Below are 18,198 nucleotides of genomic sequence, written 5' to 3'. Positions count from 1 at the left end.
GTTTTGTCACTATTATAGCTTACGATAGAAAATGTAAGCAACATTAAACCGTTTAGGAGGGGTCAACCATGCGTAAATATACTGTTCTCTTCTTCCTCATCATGTTCATGATTGGAACGGATACGTTCCTCATCTCGCCCTTGCTGCCGACGCTGCAGGTGCAATTCGGCGTGTCGACATCAATTGCCGGATGGATGCTAGGCGCCTACACACTCGGCTCAGCCGTCTTCGCCTTGATCGCCGGGCCTCTGTCCGACGGCTGGAACCGAAGAACCGTTCTGCTGAGCGGCCTGCTCGGATTCTCCGTCTCGACGATCCTGTGCGGCTTCGCGGATAGCTTCTGGACGATGTGCCTGTTCCGCCTCCTCGCCGGCATTAGCGCCGCATTCACGGCTCCGCAGGTATGGGCCTCCATTCCTGCCGTCATGCCAGCACCCAAAATATCGAAGACGATGGGCATCGCCTTCGCAGGACTTGCGGCTGCTCAAGCGCTTGGCGTGCCGATCGGGAGCTGGCTCGCGACCGCCCATTGGTCGGTTCCGTTTTGGACAATTGGCATTGCTTCGCTGCTGCTAGCCCCTGCCGCCTTCTACTTGCTGCCCGATATCAGGCCTGCCGCACGCTTAGGTGGTGAGCAGGTGTCCATCCTTCGCCGCTACATCCCTCTTATTCGGAGCGGCAAGGCAAGAAGCGGCTTCCTCGCTTACCTGCTCCTTCACTTGGGGAGCGGTACCGCTTTTGCTTTCGCCGGCAAATGGATCTATGACCGCTTCGAACTTCCGATCGGGCAGCTCGGCACCGTGATGATGTTCCTTGGTTTCGGCAGTCTCCTGGGAAGCATGGTTAGCTCTTACGCGGCCCGAAAGCTAGGAAATGCGAACACGGTTACGCTTGGGATGGCGATGCTCATGGTGCTATATGCGGTTATGCCTCATTTGCCAGGCCTTTCTGTTGTAACAATTGTCTATCTGATCATCTTCGCCACGCTTGGCGTGATCTTCCCGATTGTTATGGGGGCACTTACCTCCCTGAACGCCTCGATTCGAGGGACGATCTCCAGCCTAGCCAACTCGACCATGAACGGCGCGAACACGCTTGGTGCGTGGATTGCCGGCATGCTCTATGTCCAGTTCAGCGGATATGCCTCAATCGGCATTTTCTCAGCAGTTTGCTTGGCGCTCTCGCTAGGAATGTTCCTTATCGGAGGCGTCTTGGGGAAAGAAACAACCCGTAAACCCGAACAATCCGTACCCTCTTCCTAAACGCAGCAGGCAAAAAGCAGTCCGCAACGGCCATACGCCAACAGTGGACTGCTTTCTCGCTTTCTCTTTTGCTTGCTGTTTTGCTTGCTGTTTTGCTTGCTGTTTTGCTTGCTCTTTTGCCTTGTGCTCGCCTTGCTGTTTTGCCTTCTCTTTTGCCTTCTGTTTTGCTTGCTGTTTTGCTTTGCGCTTTGCCTTGCTGTTTTGCTTTGCGCTTTGCCTTGCTGTTTTACCTTCTGCTTTACCTTTCTGCTTTACCTTCTCTTTTGCTGCGATCTTGCCCTGTGCTCTGCCTTGCGATCTTGCCTTGTGCTCTGCGCTGTTCTGCCTTCTGTTCTGCCTTGTGCTCTGCCTTACTGTTCTGCCTTCTCCTTCACCTGCTCCTTCGCCTATTTTTGTCTCCATCTTTACCCGCTTTCCCCCGCGCCTCCCCCTCCTTTTCCCCCTGTCTCACTACCTTTTTTCGCGAAAATGGTATGAAGCCCTGCAAACCCCTGAATAAAGGAATAACACTATTGATGTCGAATTTTCGTGTATGATGATACGAATAAAAAACAAAACCACCCTAACCCATATAGCCACAATTGTCATATTTCTAAGCGTTCTCTTCGGCCTGCGAATGGTATGGTCAGAAATTTTCACGACAGCGAACCAGCCGGTTGTTGTCAATGGCGTGCTCGACCTGCGCGGCAAGAACTTAGACCAATCCCCTCCCATCGCGTTGAATGGCGATTGGCAATTCTACCCTGCGAAATTTCTATCTCATGAGGACGTACAATCAGCTGTTGACACCCCCCAGCTTCTTAAAGTTCCCGGAGACTGGAGACATGCCCTAACGAATAGCTCAGGTTCCTCGTATGGGTACGGAACGTATAAACTGCGTATTCTAATCGATCCCCCGAAGCAGCCCGTTGGCTTCTGGTTCCAAAGCATTCAGGCTTCATCTGAAGTCGAAATTAACGGAACTTTCTTAGGCGGTCTCGGTAAGATTGCCACGAATGCGGAGGAATACATCCCTCATAATGTTTCCTACACAGCTTCCTACTCTGTAGAAGGAACAACGGAGATCGAATTGCTGATTCGCGCAGCCAACTTCGATGAACCTTTTAACGGCGGAATTACACGCTCCATTCGTTTCAGTTCTCAAGCCGCGATTGACTATGTACGCTGGTATTCCATCGGCTTTCAACTGGTTACGTTTGTTGTTTTGCTGCTTCATGGTTTATATTCTTGCATTCTTTATGTATTCAATCCTAAAGAACGGATTTTACTCATTACCAGTCTGTTAACCCTGTCTGTCGGAATTGCCGTGATGGCGGGTCATGACAACATACTCATGCTATGGCTGCCAATTAATTATACATGGGCGATGAAGATCAGACTCTTTTTTCTCCTGTGGCAAAATGTATTTATCCTTCTTATGTTCAGAAGATTTACTTCGGCTCCCCCACGGAATAAATGGCTGCAAGCATACACCTTGGCACTTATCTGCCTGTCGGGAATCCTGCTAGCCGCTCCCGCTTCATGGGTGAATGGAATGGTCGATCTACGATTATTTATTGTCTTTTATATGTTTCCATTCGCTTGGTTTATTTATATCGTAGGAACGATGATCTTCAAAAAACAGACCGATCAAGACGTTTTCTTCTTATTGCTAACCGCCGTTGGCATAATATCCAACTTAATTTGGAGTATCGTGGAGTCGATTACGGACATAACCACCGTTTATTATCCTATTGATATTATTGCCGCTATCATCGGATTTTCGGCCTATTGGTTCAAGAAATACTTCCGACATTCCAGGGAAAACACCCAGTTAAACGAACAGTTAAAACAAGCCGATAAACGGAAGGACCAATTTCTCGCCAATACGTCGCATGAACTGAGAACGCCGCTGCATGGCATTATGAATATCGCACAAACTGTTGTGACCAAAGAGAAAGAGAAGTTGAATGAGAGCAGCCTTAAAGATATGGAACTGCTTATCACAATAAGCCGCCGTATGTCGCATATGCTTGGGGATCTTCTGGATGTCGCACGGCTTCAGGAACACCGCATTGTGCTGCAGCAGGAGCCCTTGCAGATTCAGTCGATCGTTCCTGGCGTTATCAGCATGTTGAAATTTATGGTAGAAGGCAAGCTCATCCAACTGAATACGGATATCATGGAATCGATGCCGCTGGTCATGGCCGATGAGAAAAGACTCGTGCAAGTTTTATACAACCTCTTGCATAACGCCCTCAAATTCACGGAAACAGGAACAATCTCAGTGTCCGCTGAGGTTCAGGAAGGACGTGCCCTCATCCATATTTCGGACACCGGAGTTGGCATGAATAAGGAAACACAAGCTCGAGTGTTTCTCCCTTATGAACAGGGCACAAGCGATGGGCAAGGCATCGGGCTTGGCTTAAGCATATGCAAGCAGTTGGTAGAATTGCATGGTGGTACGCTAACCGTTCGCTCCGAGCTGAATAAAGGCTCCGTATTCAGCTTTGATCTGCCCTTAGCAACGGTGTCGAATCTTTCATTGTCGCAGCACCCTCTTCCTAGCAGCCACACCGTGGATGGAACGGCTGATGGGCTTGCTGGGTTGATTTTTCAGGGCACCGCTATGGGCGAATTGGCCGCCTCCGTACTGATCCCGCCGCTTTTGAACGACAAGCAGATGAATATTCTTGCCGTTGACGACGACCCCGTCAATCTGAATGTGCTCGTTGGCATCCTTTCATCGGAACCATATACCATCACGACTGCTCATTCAGCTCGTGAAGTGTTGGAATTGCTCGGTACCCAGCAGTGGGATCTGCTGATTGCCGATGTCATGATGCCGCACATGTCTGGCTACGAGTTGACACAGCGAGTACGGGAACATTACTCCGTATCAGAGCTTCCGGTCTTGCTGCTTACCGCGCGTAGTCAGCCTGCTGACATCTACACCGGATTCACAGCGGGAGCCAACGATTATGTGACCAAGCCTGTAGACGCCCTTGAACTGAAATACCGAATCCGGGCGTTGACCACGCTGAAGCAATCTATCAATGAACGCTTGCGTATGGAAGCCGCCTATCTTCAAGCACAAATTCATCCGCATTTTCTGTTTAATACGCTGAATTCAATTATGGCACTCAGTGATATAGACACGGAGAAAATGCGAGATCTAGGCGTTGCTTTTGCAGCTTATTTACGAATCAGCTTTGATTTCCTGAATACAGGAGAACTCGTTGAACTATCCCATGAGTTGGAGCTTGCCAAAGCCTATTTATATATCGAAAAAGAGCGGTTTGAGGACAGATTGTCTATCGTCTGGGAGGTTGAAACGAACATCAACTTGCTTCTCCCCCCGCTTTCCATCCAACCGCTGATTGAAAATGCTGTCAAACACGGCCTCCTTAGTCAGAATAAAGGCGGTACCGTTCATATTCGAGTTACACGCCAGGACAACTTCACGCTTATTGAAGTGAAGGATAATGGCAAAGGGATGGAGCAGGACAAGGTCATTCAGCTGTTGAGCCCAACCATGAAGGGCAAGAGTGGAATTGGTCTCTCCAATACGAACCGGCGATTAATACAATTGTATGGCCAGGGCTTATTTATTTTCAGCAAGCCCAATGAAGGAACAACCGTTTCGTTCGTCATCCCTGATAAGAGAATGAAGTAGACTAATGCTGATATAAGACGACTCTTAAATTCATTAGGAGTCGTCTTATTCGTGTTGTTAGAGGTTGACAGCTATTCCCCCCACCTTTATAATGATCAATGGTATGATTATGATAATCATTATCAATATTCGTTTATCAATCAATCATCATTATTAGCACAAGATCCTAAAGGAGAGTCATCTATGAAAAAACTATTCATTCCGTTAACATTAGCTTCTGTCCTTCTACTTAGCGCATGCGGTGCCAACTCTACGAACACTGCTAACCATACAAGTAGCCCATCTTCGGCCGCACCTGCAAATTCGGCATCTCCATCGGCCTCCACCACGCCAGCTTCGAAATCCGGCACTTTGATCTACCAGTCTGAGGAAGGACCGGTTGAGGTTCCGAGCAATCCCCAGCGTGTCGTTGTCATTACTAGATTTCTAACAGGCAATGTTATGGCGCTTGGCGTGCCGGTAGTCGGCGTGGATGAAATGTCCAAAACCAATCCGAAATTTGAAGAGAAGCTGAAAAACGTTCAGGCCATTACAGACGAAAGTGTTGAGAAAATTATCGAGCTGCAGCCGGATCTGATTATTGGTCTCTCCGACATCAAGAATATTGACAAATTCAAGAAGATCGCCCCTACAGTCACATATACTTATGGAAAAGTTGATTACTTAACACAGCAGCTGGAAATCGGCAAATTGCTGAACAAAGAGAAAGAAGCGAAAGCTTGGGCTGACGATTTTAAAGCGCGAGTTAAAACGGCTGGAGAAAAGATCAAGGCGAAGATCGGTGAAAATGCCACCGTTTCCGTCATTGAAACATTCAATAAACAGCTCTATGTTTATGGCGATAACTTCGGCCGTGGCACCGAAATCCTCTATCAAGGAGGCTTCGGGCTTGCTAAACCGGAGAAGGTCCAAACAGCGACGCAGAAAGAAGGCTACTTTGCCGTATCGTCAGAAGTTCTGAAGGATTACTTTGGCGACTACGTCATTTTCAGCAAAAATGCCGATGAGGATAATTCGTTCCAGAATACCGAAACGTACAAAAACATTCCAGCAGTCAAAAATCAACGTGTCTATGAAGCCAACGCGAAGGCTTTCTACTTCAACGATCCGCTGAGCATGGAGTATCAGTTGGACTTCTTCATTCAGAGCTTTCTCGGCAAACAATAAATAATCGACTCAAATTACGAAAACAGAGCATGGCATTCAATTCGCCTTGCTCTGTTTTTTAGTTTAAGGTTACCTATAAACCTAAAAATATTGTCATATTTTGAAAGGTGCTGTAAGATGTAACTTACAACCGGACAAAGGAGAGAGTAATACATGAGAAAAAGCACACAACGAACATCCGTTATCTTAGCACTAGTTCTGCTCGTTGCCGTATTCGCATCCTTCACAGCTTTCGCAGCAAATGAAAAACGTTTCGATTTGAAAAATGGTAATTATGTAACGATTTCAAACGTTATTGAAACAAAAAAAACAAAAGACGTCGGCTATGGAGATACCTTGTACGTTGTGACTGCACCCGTAACCATTACCTTCCATGGCGAAATTACGGAAGAGGCATCCATTGCTAAATGGGTTGACGATGAAAGCCTTGACTATGTGGACATCAAGGATAACAAAGCTGAGCTCACCGAAGCTGTTAGATATGGCGTTTTCCCTGTGTTCAAGAATGAGACCCGCGATGATAATGCCCCTATTCTTCTTCAAGTTGTTGCTGGCACTGCGGAAACTACAAAACCGGTTACCAACCCTCCTATTGAAACAACGTCCCAATCTTTGCTTGCAGCTCCAACAGCAGCCAAAGTTTTGGTCAATGGCAAGAGCGTATCCTTTGAAGCCTACAACATTAACGACAATAACTATTTCAAATTGCGGGACCTGGCTTTTGCTGTCAATGGTACCGAAAAGAACTTTGAAGTGAGCTGGGACGCTGCCAAGAACGCAATCGCTCTCCTTTCCCAAAAAGCCTATACGCCAGAAGGCACTGAATTAGCTGTTTCTGGACAGCAAACCAGCAAAACCGTAACGGAAACAAAGGCCAACGTTACACTCGATGGCAAAGATATCAAATTTATTGCCTACAACATCGATGGCAACAACTACTTTAAGCTGAGAGATGTCGCTCAATTGATGAATATCGGCGTTACATGGGATGCGAAAGCTGGTTCAATCGGCATCGACACCAAAGCCGCTTATACCGAATAAGCCTTCCTAGAGGCAACTCATAAACAAAAGCAGATCTGTCCGCGTATCCGGCAGATCTGCTTTTTTAATGAACAAAATCTATAGATTCTCCTGTTTCAAAGCATCAATAATATTGGCTTTTTTCACTTTTGAACTCGCGTATAACATGGATAAGCTTACGATAACAAAGACAGCAGCAATCACATACAGAATGCTAGTCCAAGGCACTATGAAACCGTACGAGAAACTATGCATGAAGGATCGGTAGATCAGCACCATGATCACTCCGCTGATTGGAAGCCCATAGGTTAGGGCTTTGATTCCATAAAATATACTTTCATAGTTCATCATTTTGTTAAAGCTTTTGGGCGTCATTCCCACCGATCTGAGCATCGCGAACTCTCGTTTGCGAAGGGCAATACTCGTCGTAATCGTATTAAGAATATTTGCCATCGAAACCGCCGTAATCAACGCTACAAAACCATAAACAAATACGGATAATAATAAAATCTTTTGTTCCGAGCGCTGTCTATCTTGGAATAAGTTCATGACAGACAGATTATTCTTCATTTCTTCGATATCCTGCTGTGTTTTCAAAGGATCGTTACTATTCAAATAGAGTCCTGAATACGCTTTGGCATCCTTGCTCCTTTTCATTAACTGATCCAAGACCGGTTCGGAAACAACTAAATTAACTTGAAAGGTGCTTTGAATAATCCCCATTGGGAATTGATCTGTTACCGCGGCTACCTCCAGCTTGTTGATCGTTTCCTTTTCATCGAGATCTGTGGAGACAAGATCTAACATTTCCCCTGCTCGGCCATTGATCCCTTTCGTTTCGATAAACTTGCCCTTTTCATCTTTATAGGTCATGACATCAATCAATATGGCGGCTGGGCGATCGAGATTCGTTAGCTTCGTATAATCGATACCAACTTTTTGGGCATAGTCTTTCAGCTTCTCTTCACTCAAGGCATTTACGCCTATATAGTATTTATACAGACCATTATCATGAGGCAAATAGGTTTGCACGCTTTGAGGAATGACCCCCTCTTTCACCCAGGTGAAGGCACCAAATTGTTTGATCAGGCTGTACTCCGTAATGCCCTCCATCGAAACAATAGACGTCAACAAACGCTCGTCAATCGTTGACTCTTCGCCCTCCTTGTGAACCCCGACATCATAATTGTAGCCCTTTTGCGAAAGATCAAGCGATCTCTGCAGGTTGGAAGTGAAAAAAGACACGGATAGAAACAGCACAATACTAATAACAAGTGAAAAGACAGTGGCATAATATCTGCGCTTGTTTCTTTTTAAATTTTTCAAGCCAAACTCGGCTTCAATGCCGAATATAAGGTGGATCAGCCTCGATGTTTTCACCGTTTTACCCGTAAGCTTAATATCCATGGTTTGCCGAATCGCGTCGATGGCAGAAATTTTAGATGCTTTTTGGGCTGGAAGATAGGTTGAGACAAAAATAGTAATGATCGAGACCACACAGGTCGTGAGCAGCGACAAAGGTGTCACAACCAACGTTAACTTTTGGGTGACGTCTAGCGCATCTTCGAGTATCGAATTAATGAAGCGAAAAGTAATGCCGATGCCAATCATCCCGCAGATGAGACCTAAGGGAATGCTAATGACGCCAATCACCGCACCCTCGAAAAATACCGAGTTCCTCTTCTGCCTCCGCGTTGCTCCAACACTTGATAGCATCCCTAGATAACGCGACCGTTCCGAAACAGAAATCGCAAAAGCATTGTAGATTAAAGAGATAGAGCCAATGACAATAACCAGTACAACAATGACGAATAGTGAGCTATAGGTTTTGCTTAAGCCACCGCCCATTACCCCATAATAACGCAATAAAGAATCATTCGTTTTAAACGAACTGATGTTGTTTTTATTGGATAAGTCATTGGCATGGTCAAATACCGTGCTATCGACTTTCTTCACAACCACACTCGCATCAACCGTTTTGTTGGTATCCACCATACTTTCGTCTACATACGTAAGGGCCGTATAACCCGGCGCCCATGTCTGCTCCCACGCAGGACGCTTAATAAAACCTACAACCGTATATGTTTCAGTTGTTGTATGAATTAAAGTTTCCGTGCTAGCACCATTATTGAATCTTAATTGATCATTTTGATAAAGCTCTGTATCGTTAGGATCAGCAAGATTAGCGCGCTGCCCGACATCGAGGGTTAACCGATCGCCAATCTGGTAGGCGACTTTGGCATTCGTAGCAACAGCTTCCGAAAGAACGACCTCATTCGCTTGTTGCGGCAAACGCCCTTGACTCAATGCAATAGGGAAATTTGTAAAGCCTTGGGCATTAAACGCTTTGATGAACAAATAAGGCTTGTTGGTATTTTGACTTCCTGGCAGCAAGGCAAAGCCAAGTTCCTTGGATGTAATGAGCTGTTTGGTTACTTCATCCTGCTTGATCGCTTCGAGTTGATCTTTGTCGACGTCTTTGTAAATGACGTGCCATTCTCCTGTGTATTCAATCGTTTGCTTTTGCATCAATACCAAATACGAGGAGCCAAGCGTTATCACAGCCGTCACCATAGCCACGGAAATAATGACCCCGATCACGGTCACAAGCGTTTGTTTCTTATTTTTCAATAAATGTCTGAGCGTTAGCTTATGGATGATGTTCATGGTCGAATGACCTCATCTTTGGCAATCTTGCCATCTTCAATGGCGATAATTCGGTCAGCTTGCAGAGCAATGCGTTCATCATGCGTAATCATAATCAGCGTCTGATGAAAGCCTTTGTTGAACATCTTCAATAAGTCAATGATTTCGCCGCCATTTTTACTGTCCAAATTACCCGTAGGTTCGTCTGCCAGTAGGATAGCTGGTTGATTCATCAATGCTCTTCCAATTGAAACCCGCTGCTGTTGGCCGCCAGAAAGCTGGTTAGGCAAATGATTCAACCGGTCTTGTAAATTTAGCATCCGGACAATATGCTCAAATTGTTTTTGATCCACCTTATGTTCATCGAGCAAGAGCGGCAGCTGTATATTTTCTTCCACCGTTAGAATCGGCAGAAGATTGTAGAACTGATAAATCAAACCGATTTGTCTCCGTCTAAAAATGGCCAGCTGCGTCTCATTCAAGCTATACATGTCCGTCCTATCCACAAACACTTTGCCGCTAGTTGGTCGATCTACACCGCCTAGCATATGCAAAAGCGTTGATTTCCCCGAACCCGACGGGCCGATGATGGCGACGAACTCCCCCTTTTCCACTGAAAAGGATATATCGTCAAGCGCTTTTACCGCCGTGTCACCTTTGCCATACACTTTAGACAGATGTTCAATTCTTAGAATTTCCATGTTGAAACCTCCATAAGTTTGTCGATGGATGTAGTATATCTGCCTGAAGTGACTTTACAGTGACTTGAAAGTGACAGTCTAGTCACTTAACGCTGTTAGACGATTCGCTTATAGAATCGGATCCGAAATTGTGATCCCTTATCGACCTCACTCTGAACGTCTATATCGCCATTTTGCTTGGTAATAATGCTGTGAGCCATCGAGAGACCAATTCCACTGCTGCCCTCGCCAGCACCCTTGCCTTTATAAAAACGTTTAAAAATCGAAGTTATCTCCTCCTTGGAGATGCCTTTACCATTATCCTGGATACTAATCTCAGTAAATAGCGGGTTTTCTGAAAAGGAAATCACGATGGTTCCACCCACTTGCGTATGTTCCACACCATTCTTTAAAACATTGATGATAGCTTCCGTTGTCCAATTGAGATCACCTAGAAAAGAGACGTTGTCTTCGCCCGTTATGGAAATCGTTTGTTCCTTGATGTCTATCGGAATTAGAACGGGTTGCAGCGCTTTTTCAATAAGCTTGGCCACTATGACTTGATCTTTCTTGAACTGCACGGTGCCTGCATCGATCTTCGAAAGCTTTAAAAGGGAAGAAACAAGCCAATCCAGCCGTTCGAGTTGGATCCGAATATTGCGCGTGAACTCCGCTCTTTTGGCTTCTGGCAGTTGGGGGTCGTCTAACAGGTCGGCCATGACCATCATGGAGGTTAGCGGCGCTTTGAGCTGATGTGAGATGTCCGAAATGGCATCTGTGAGATGGATTTTGTCTTTATGCAAAAGGGCGCTTTGCTCCGACAGCATGACGGTTACTTTATAGATCGTATTTTTCAAAATACTGATTTCGCCTTCACGATTATCGCGGACATCCAGGGAATAGTCGCCTCCGCTAATTTGCCGTAAATAGCCAGACAGCTTCTCAATCTCGTGATATCTCACTCTTGTAAATAGGAGGCTGCATCCAATGAGCAAAATGGAAGTGATTAGAACGAGGACCACGGCAGCTAGGGACAAGAAAGCCGCGGCTATCAGCATAACCAGACTTATCGTAGACATCGACAAGAGTACGAGGCGGATCTCGTGATTACGCAGCATGCTACTCACCCACCTTATAGCCTAAACCGCGTACGGTTTTAATGAACGTTGGATCCTTGGGATCATCCTCTAGCTTTTCCCGCAACCTTTTGATGTAAACCGTTAACGTATTGTCATTGACGAAATCCCCGGCAACATCCCAAATTTGTTCTAAAAGCTGATTTCTGGAGAGGATCTGCCCGATATGGTTAACGAAAATCAGCAACAAGCGGTACTCCAATGCCGTCACTGGGATTTCATCCCCATGTTTATATACCTTGCCTTCCAATGTATTAATTCGAATATGATCTAATTCAATGATTGCTTTGGCTTGCGGCTGCTTCTGATATCTTCGCAACACCGTCTTAATTCGTGAGAGCAGCTCGCGAATGCGAAAAGGCTTGGTAATATAGTCGTCCGCTCCCATATCAAGCCCCATCACGACATTGACTTCATCATCCACGGCCGTCAGGAAAATGACAGGAATGTCGCTTTGCCCCTTCACCATTTTACACAACTCATACCCGCTTCCATCCGGCAGTGATAAATCGAACAGGCATAAAGCAAACTGCTCCAACTGCTCGGCTATCACCTTTTTCGCAGAGGCAACGTCATGGCACAGAACCGTGGAAAACTGGTCTTGCTGCAACGAATATTCGAGTCCAGACGCAATGGTCTTATCATCTTCCACCAATAAAATGTTCATTGGATCCTCATCCTAATTTAATATTTTCCAAAAATGACTCGTGACTTATGATTGTATCATATTAAAAAGGTTGCGGATTAGCAAAGTAGCAGGCTTTCGGCAAGCCTTTAATACAAAAACGCCTTTCCTGAAATACAAGAAGGGCGTTTCTGTTATATATTCTATGCACTTGCGGATACTCTCTCATCACATGCTGCTTTCTCGAATCTTACGATTTACAGCTCTTTCTATAATCAGCTTAACTTTTTTGAAATTTTCTACGTCTTTTTCGGTTTCCGTCATTTCTTTTTTAAACTCGTAGTTGATACAGCTTAGATTTTTAATCATTTTCACGGCATCTTCAAACTGATCATAAGATAGAGGAGTATTTATATATGGACTGGTCTGACGGCGTGCCTCTATAAGTTGATTATGCTGCATGCTGCTTTTATTTATGGTATTCCAAGTAATTGATTGAATAAAATATTTGACTTGTGGTCTAAGATTGCTAGATGGAACATGCATGACATCACTTTCACTTCCATCATTATTGCTCGTTGTAATCGTATAAAAGTTCAGACAATTATAGTTATTATGTCTTTCCTCCGAACTTTTAATCTTCGAATAAAGAATTCTCGATGTTGCGTAGTTGCTGATTTCATCACTCAGCAGATCCAAGTTCCCATTCATTTCATACAGCTCATTATCTGTCATGTAAATATACTGAACCTGAAAAGAAGCATATACTTCATGATCACCAAATTTTTTCGAAGTGTTCTTTGCATTGGGTGTTGAAATGAAATGCAGCGCAACAAGCTCCGACTCGTCAACCCCTAGATGTGTCCTGCAAAATTTCACGCCATGGTAGTGCATGGCCTGCTCCACTGTACTGGAAGCCTGCTCATACGAAAGTTCCATCGCATTGTATTCACTCAATTCGGCTTCGTGCATCGTAAGATCGGACTGATAGACAGTCAGCTTCTGTTCATGCTCTTGTATGAATTTCTTCGTCAACTTCCCATTTATAAGGTTGAAAAAAGCATCCACTTTCTTCTTCCACACAAAATAGGCAACCAGCATTAGAAAGACGACGCTCCAAAGAATGATAGAAACCACATCGGAAATACTGCTAGTGATCTTGAATCCCCAGATGATGACACTCATGACAAAAGCCAGGCTCATCCAACATCTCACCGGCTTCTTCGCTAAATTATCAAAGAAGCGGTTCCTCTTAACCTCAGGCTCCTTCTGGTTGAAGACAGGAACCTGTGTTGTCAAACTATTCTTAAGATAGGAAAGCTTGTCCGTTATAGACAGATCGTCGAATGAAACATCGGCTAAATGTTTTAATGTGCTCATAGAATCTCCTTCCGTCTAAATGGCTAACAAAGAATCAAAGTAACTTCTATCGCTTTCATCTAACTTCACAATTTTTAAAATCTGATGTATCTCTTCCACGTCAAGTTGAAAATTGTTCGCTTTCTCAAGAAGCAGCTTGCTGCTGCCACCTTGATGCATATTGAAAAGGTAGTACTCATAATAGTCTCGCTTAATTACAGCTTGCATAATATAATACAAACCTGTTCCACTGGATAAGACTTGAGCACTGTTTAAATAAGACTCTACCTTACGGACTTTATCGATGTGGAGTACACGCGGTTTTTTTCCTTCCAACATAGCAAGAGCCATATAATAAAAGACATTGGGATCTGTACAGTCATTTTCGGCCAGCTTCTTTAGAATATCGAATGAAAACTCATAATTCTGCGCATCGATATGACACATCGCCAGGGAAATCGCAATGGGAATATTGCCTTTATTATCCTCTAATTTCTCCTTATAGGAGGTGATGTAATTGTGCTTTGTTTGACTATCCATCTTCGCCAAAGCAGCCAAATTCTTGGGGATATAGGCGGTGCCACAAAATTCACAAACCTGATTAATGTCTATCGGCAGGTTTGCCCCACAATTGGGACAAGTATTTACAATAATCTTCGCCATAGGGTACCTCCTATTGAATTCTAACTTTATCCAATGCCACAATTTCGTTTAGAATGCGAGACGTCTTCTGGTAGATTTCATTGACGTTCTCTTGTTCGAGGTGATTTTGACCTTGTAAAACTTTAAGCCGGTCTCTCAATTCGTCGCAAGAAAAAACAACATCCCATTCTACCTCAGGCTTACCACTGCGTCCAAATACGCCCAGCGCCCTTGATTTAATCGTTAACTTATCATACAAAATCTTAGTTTTGCTGAAATCAAGGCTCTGATACTGCTCAGCCAATTGGTTGTAAGATAAAATGATATGGGATAACGTTGTCGCAACATCTCGGGTATTCGCCTTTTGCAACTGTTCATTGTCCAATTCGTTTGTTGAATGATCGGCTGCGTAAAGTATCGAAGCGTAAGCTATAACATACAAGGCGACACCTAACAATGCTAATACACTATACGTCGCGCTTATTTTTAATTGGGTCGTTTCTATAGCTGCGGGTAACTTGCGTACAAAATGATCCAGAGCACTACTCAAAGCGAATCTTGCATATATCCCTATTAACGTCAATTCAATAGCAGCAAACAACTGCGTCGTGGTTACAAGCGCTAGCTTATAAGGGAACCGGATGGATGAGGTGCTTCTCGCTATAAAGGCTTGATAGAAACCAAATACTTCAGCTGCACCTATGAAAATAACAACGAGCATGATGAGGTAGGTAGCAAATGAATTTAACGCCAATCCTACGACAATAATAAGGAAAAACACGAGTAATAATACGCAGGCTGCAACAACACTTGCCAGTATCTTAAAATACTTATCCTTACTCAATTCAACCACTCCTTATACTAAAGATGTGCCGCATTCAGGGCAAAACCTTGAGCCGGCCGTCAGTTCGTGACTACAACTTGGGCAGGAAATAATCCCGATTGCGGTTCCGCATTCTGAACAAAATTTAGCATTTTCCTTGTTCTCCGCGTTACATTTATAGCATGGTTTGGTCGATTGCATTTTTTGTCCGCAATCCGCGCAAAATTTGGCATCGGCTGAGTTAGCCGAATTGCAATGTTTGCAAGGAACACTTGTCTCTGCGGGTGATGGCACAGGCTGTCTTATCGTATTATTCGATATATTCGAAATTGCGCCTCCGAGCTGGCCCATCATGCCAAAACCTAAACCCATTCCGATACCCGCATTAGCCATTCCCGAGGTACCCTCATTTTTGGAGAAATTGCCCATAATCTCAAATTGTTTTTGCGTGGCATATCTAGCATCACCAAGAATATCAAACTCGGCTTTACGCTGGAGAATGCCATTAATAACTTCCATATCTTCATCCGGAAAATTAATAGAATTGACAAAAAAGTTAACCAATTCTATTCCGAACGTTAAGAAACCATCCTTCATATCATCCATACATAGCTGTGCGATTTCTCTTTGTTTGGTACGGATATCTAAGACCGATACTTTTTTCTCAATGATGTATTGCGCTAGAATCGTATCTACGCTATTAAGGACGATACCTTTGAAATTCGGCAGCAAATTTTGCACCGTGATGGTCGTCCCACCCTTTTGCGTGCCTATAATTTGGGTCAGAAATATGCTGTAGTCATTCACTCTCATGGTGTACTGTCCATTAGCTCTTGCATTAATTCTTACATGGTAAACCGGATCTACGATCTGAATCGGCGACTCCGTTCCCCACTTTAAATTCATATTCAACGTTGTGTTAATATAATAAATTTCCGCGGTAAAAGGAGTTTCATTACCAAATGGCAAATTGACCAGTTGGTTTAACAGCGGAATGTTTCCCGTTGACAAGGTATGGGTACCAGGCCCAAACAAGTCCAGCGCTCTTCCTTCTTTGACGAATATAGCAAGCTGGCCTTCACCGACGACTAGCTGCGCTCCCATGGTTAAATCTTCACTAGGATATTTGTAAACCAACCAATTCCCGTCCGCAGCTCCATCATACTTAATTCTATCAATTAGTGCCAAGCTAACCACCCCAATAATCAGCAAAATTTAACAAAAAGCAACAAATTTATACTATCATAATAACTACTAAAGTACCAGATTATAACAGTAGATAGTCCTACACTAAGCAAACAACCGGAATAGGCGTTAGCCATTCCGGTTGTTCTAATTCCCCTTATTTATCTGCGAGTACATACTTCTCACAATTGCAGATTTACTTGGATATTTCTTTTAATTGAATGCTGACTGGAGTTGCTGCATCGGTTTGTGTATCGTCGCCAAGCTGGCCGTACCCGTTATAGCCCCATGTCAAGAAGTTCCCTTCCTCGCTGACTGCACTGCTGCTCATAAAGCCTGCACTTATAAAGGCTATACGACCGCTGATCGCCAGTTCAGATGGGATCGAACTCTCGGAGTTAACGCCAAGCTGGCCTGCATTATTGGCTCCCCAAGTCCATACAGTACCGTCATCTTTCAGCGCCATACTATGTAGTGCGCCTGCGGACACACGTACCACCGAGCTAAGGTTTGCTGTTTGTATTGGCGTAAATCGGTCGGTGGATGTACCATCGCCCAATAAGCCCTTCACGTTGGTTCCCCAGCTCCATACGGTACCGTCATTCTTTACAGCCATGCTGTGATAAAACCCGGCTGATACCGAAGTAACACCACGCAGCTCTGCAAGGTGCACAGGGCTTAGGCGGTTCGTCTTAGTGTTATCGCCAAGCTGACCATACACATTAAAGCCCCAGGAGAACACTTCTCCATCATGGTTAATAGCTAGATTATGGAAGGCACCTGCAGAAATTGCAGCGATAGAATTCAAGCCTGCAACCTGTACGGGCAACGCTCTATTCTCCGTCGATCCGTCTCCGAGCTGCCCATACACGTTAAGGCCCCAGGCCCATACCGTTCCATCAGCCAACAAAGCCAAAGAATGTTGTTCGCCCGCTTGAACCGCTACAACATTGGTCAATCCTGGCACTCTTGCTGGAACAACTGTTGGGTCCAATGTGCCATTACCCAATTGTCCGGCATTATTGCCTCCCCAAGCCCATACCGAACCGTCTTTGGCAAGTGCTAAGGAGTGATCCTGTCCGACAGTCACGGCGCTGATCGTCGGCAGCCCCATGATTTGAATCGGCTTCTGACGATAAATCTCTTTGTTATCGCCAAGCTGGCCCTTATAATTATTTCCCCAAGCCCAAACGGAGCCATCTGGCTGTACCGCTAACGTATGGAGGGCATTGCCGCTGCCCATACTCATAGTCGAGCTGGTTTTTCCTTCGGTAAGTGTAGTAACCTTCAACTCATTACTCATTTTAGATACATTCCCTAACTGATCTTTAGCTTGTACCGTAAAGGTGTAATGCTGCCCCGCAAGCAATCCTTGAACGGTAAAAGCAGTTGTGCCATAAGTGACTTCCGTCACCAGAGCAGCGTCCTTGTAGATAGCATAAGCTGTAACTCCTGCATTATCTACCGACGGAGTCCACCCCAATCCAATGCTGTCTGACGTACGATGGGTAAGACGCAGTTCCGGAGTACTGGGTGTTTCCAGAGTGACCACTGGGAGCGTGCTAGCCATTATTGCGCTGCTTGGCATTGACACCGGCCCCCACGCATTCATGGCTTGCACCGTGAACGTGTAGCGTTGGCCTGCATTTAACCCTTTAACCGTATAATGAGTAAATCCAGCTGCGTTGAAGCTGTAAACATTTTCGTATACACTTGAGCCCACTGTATCGACCATCTTTACCTGATAACTGACATCCGCGTCAGAAGATCCCGCCACTGCACGCCAGGTCAAACTGATACTCGTGGAGGTAGTGCTGCTGACCGCCAAATGATCCGGTGCTTCCACAAGATCATGTCCTTCACTGTAGACACCCTCCGCATAGCTAGCAGCAATGAACGGACTGACAGTTTGAAGTATAAGAGCCAAGACGATAATTAAACACTTTTTCCCTATTGGAATCAGATTCCTTGCCATATTTAATCACTTCCTTTGGAACA

At 44.9% G+C, this 18,198-nt stretch carries 14 protein-coding genes; 4 read left to right on the top strand and 10 right to left on the bottom strand.

Annotation, left to right across the window (positions count from 1 at the left end; all coding sequences use genetic code 11):
• The first annotated feature begins 68 nt into the window (after positions 1–68).
• The gene (locus HQN90_RS20420) at positions 69–1,262 is read left to right on the top strand and encodes an MFS transporter (protein ID WP_173222040.1); all 1,194 of its coding nucleotides are present in this window, start codon (positions 69–71) and stop codon (positions 1,260–1,262) included.
• Here the strand turns inward: HQN90_RS20420 and HQN90_RS20415 are convergent.
• Positions 1,185–1,664 (bottom strand): hypothetical protein, encoded by a 480-nt coding sequence (locus HQN90_RS20415; RefSeq protein ID WP_173222038.1) that lies wholly within the window; start codon positions 1,662–1,664, stop codon positions 1,185–1,187. The two genes, HQN90_RS20420 and HQN90_RS20415, sit on opposite strands and share 78 nt — an antisense overlap.
• Positions 1,665–1,797: 133 nt before the next feature.
• Between HQN90_RS20415 and HQN90_RS20410 the strand changes: the two genes are divergently transcribed.
• The 3 genes from HQN90_RS20410 (at position 1,798) to HQN90_RS20400 (ending at position 7,125) form a co-directional block, all read left to right on the top strand.
• Positions 1,798–4,917, top strand: a complete 3,120-nt coding sequence (locus HQN90_RS20410) for a hybrid sensor histidine kinase/response regulator (RefSeq protein ID WP_173222097.1) — start codon at positions 1,798–1,800, stop codon at positions 4,915–4,917.
• Between the two features lie 183 nt (positions 4,918–5,100).
• Positions 5,101–6,084 (top strand): iron-hydroxamate ABC transporter substrate-binding protein, encoded by a 984-nt coding sequence (locus HQN90_RS20405; RefSeq protein ID WP_173222036.1) that lies wholly within the window; start codon positions 5,101–5,103, stop codon positions 6,082–6,084.
• Positions 6,085–6,237: 153 nt separating this feature from the next.
• A complete protein-coding gene (locus HQN90_RS20400; RefSeq protein ID WP_173222034.1) occupies positions 6,238–7,125 on the top strand; it encodes a hypothetical protein in 888 nt (295 codons plus the stop codon).
• A gap of 78 nt (positions 7,126–7,203) precedes the next feature.
• Here HQN90_RS20400 and HQN90_RS20395 read toward each other — a convergent pair whose 3' ends face one another.
• From HQN90_RS20395 to HQN90_RS20355, 9 genes are all read right to left on the bottom strand, one after another.
• Positions 7,204–9,771, bottom strand: coding sequence for an ABC transporter permease (locus tag HQN90_RS20395; RefSeq protein WP_173222032.1), 2,568 nt, complete (start codon positions 9,769–9,771; stop codon positions 7,204–7,206).
• Positions 9,768–10,451: an ABC transporter ATP-binding protein gene (locus HQN90_RS20390; RefSeq protein ID WP_173222030.1), complete on the bottom strand. Its 684-nt coding sequence runs from the start codon at positions 10,449–10,451 to the stop codon at positions 9,768–9,770. Before HQN90_RS20390 ends, HQN90_RS20395 begins: the two co-directional genes overlap by 4 nt.
• A 95-nt stretch (positions 10,452–10,546) precedes the next feature.
• Positions 10,547–11,548, bottom strand: coding sequence for a sensor histidine kinase (locus HQN90_RS20385; RefSeq protein WP_173222028.1), 1,002 nt, complete (start codon positions 11,546–11,548; stop codon positions 10,547–10,549).
• Between the two features lies 1 nt (position 11,549).
• A complete protein-coding gene (locus HQN90_RS20380) occupies positions 11,550–12,233 on the bottom strand; it encodes a response regulator transcription factor (RefSeq protein WP_173222026.1) in 684 nt (227 codons plus the stop codon).
• 186 nt (positions 12,234–12,419) lie between these two features.
• Positions 12,420–13,571: a hypothetical protein gene (locus tag HQN90_RS20375; protein ID WP_173222024.1), complete on the bottom strand. Its 1,152-nt coding sequence runs from the start codon at positions 13,569–13,571 to the stop codon at positions 12,420–12,422.
• Positions 13,572–13,586: 15 nt separating this feature from the next.
• On the bottom strand, positions 13,587–14,213 hold the full coding sequence (locus HQN90_RS20370) for a hypothetical protein (protein ID WP_173222022.1): 627 nt from the start codon (positions 14,211–14,213) through the stop codon (positions 13,587–13,589).
• A gap of 10 nt (positions 14,214–14,223) precedes the next feature.
• Positions 14,224–15,036, bottom strand: coding sequence for a hypothetical protein (locus HQN90_RS20365; RefSeq protein WP_173222020.1), 813 nt, complete (start codon positions 15,034–15,036; stop codon positions 14,224–14,226).
• Positions 15,037–15,048: 12 nt separating this feature from the next.
• Positions 15,049–16,203: an SPFH domain-containing protein gene (locus tag HQN90_RS20360; protein ID WP_173222018.1), complete on the bottom strand. Its 1,155-nt coding sequence runs from the start codon at positions 16,201–16,203 to the stop codon at positions 15,049–15,051.
• A 193-nt stretch (positions 16,204–16,396) separates the two neighbouring features.
• Complete coding sequence (locus tag HQN90_RS20355) at positions 16,397–18,175, bottom strand: RCC1 domain-containing protein (RefSeq protein ID WP_173222016.1); 1,779 nt, start codon at positions 18,173–18,175, stop codon at positions 16,397–16,399.
• Between the last annotated feature and the right edge of the window lie 23 nt (positions 18,176–18,198).

This window comes from Paenibacillus alba, from assembly GCF_013204855.1.
Classification (GTDB): domain Bacteria; phylum Bacillota; class Bacilli; order Paenibacillales; family NBRC-103111; genus Paenibacillus_E; species Paenibacillus_E alba.
Note: the sequence above shows the minus strand (reverse complement) of the source record. Positions and strands in the feature narration are given on the sequence as shown.